This window comes from Parasutterella muris, assembly GCF_009767915.1.
GTDB lineage: Bacteria > Pseudomonadota > Gammaproteobacteria > Burkholderiales > Burkholderiaceae_F > Parasutterella > Parasutterella muris.
Genome location: NZ_WSRP01000097.1, coordinates 1 through 1,384, shown reverse-complemented (window position 1 = coordinate 1,384; position 1,384 = coordinate 1). Strand labels below are relative to the sequence as shown.

Here is a 1,384-nt window from a genome sequence, read left to right as displayed (position 1 = left end):
GGATGGGGTATGCTGCGGAGCGTAGCGAAGCGGCATACCCCATCCTAAAAAATTATTTCTCAGCGCTTACCTCCTCTGCCGCCCGGAGCATTTCCTCTTTGAGATCCAGGGCTTTTCTGGCTTTCTCCAATCGCTTATTTATCCAATGTGTTCTTCGATCTAGTTCCTTTCGGCTAATCTCATCTAATCGACGATCTATAGTTTTAGGCGTTTCTTCGTATGGTTCAAAAGTAGTCAACTGATTCCTTGTCGTTATTTTGAACGGCAACAGCTTCTCTTCATAGATTACTTCTAGCTCTCCATCGCCATAATCAATAATTTGAATTTCCTTTCCTTGCAGTTTGTATCTTGAAGCTCCCTGTATCTGAACAATTAAATTTTTGTACCCGACCGTTAGCTGCTTAGATAAAACTCTCGTTTCCCATGGAGTACATATGCGCCTTATGTCTTTGGCGCTCAGACCTTTGGGCAATGGGATATGCGCATCCTCTGTATTAAACGGCTTAACGCCGAATCCCTCGTTAAATTCACTAATGAATTCTTTAATGTGTTGATTTGCCGTTGTAATATCCCCGATGCCCCTTAGCTTGAATTCTTTCGGCCATCTCCCTTGCAGAGTTTGATTTAAACGCTCTACGCGACCTTTTGCCTGAGGCGTTAGAGCGAGGATGGATTCAATTCCTAAGAGGCTGCACACCCTCTGAAATTGAGTTACAGTCGGTTTTCTGTCCTCTCCGGGGGCTGCTGTGAATATGCTGTGTCTGTCGCTGTAGAAAGCGAGCGGAATGCCGTAGTTAAGCACGTGCTGTTGTATTAGGCAAAGATATCCTTCCGTTGTTTCTGTAGGAAAAAATCCGGCAGCTGTGATTTTGCCGCTGGCATCATCTACGAACGTCAGTAAAGAGCAAGGCTCTTTGTCTTCGCCGAACCATCGATGGGGACTTCCATCTATCTGAATTAACTCACCAAAGCGGTTTCTGCGCCTTCTCAGCGGGTGAGATTCTTCAAGCCCTTTGCCGGCCCTTGCTCCCTCGTTACTCTTGATTATCTTTCGTATGAATTCTTCTGAGACAGAGATCCCTTCATCGCAAAATAGGTATTTGCACACTAATGCCGGCTGGAAATCTCGATACTTTGTACACACTAGGTGAGTAATTTGTCTCCTTTGAGACTCTTCCATTCTGTTGTAGGGCTTCTTCCCTGTGTTGCCATGACATAAGCCTGCAACTCCGCCCTTGCCGAGCTTGTTCAGATAACGAAACAACGTAGCAGATGAGACCCCTAAAATCTGACATGCAGTGCCTTGCGTGATTAATCGAAGTTCATATTGTCTGAGCACATTGGCTTTCTGCTCCGGCGTGAACTTCTTAGCCGAAGGCTTTTT

1 protein-coding gene is annotated in these 1,384 nt (G+C 45.6%); it reads right to left on the bottom strand.

The features are described from left to right. Positions 1-52 precede the first annotated feature (52 nt). Positions 53-1,384: ISNCY family transposase (locus E5987_RS12695; RefSeq protein WP_160336433.1), on the bottom strand; the 1,332-nt coding region annotated here is incomplete at its 5' end.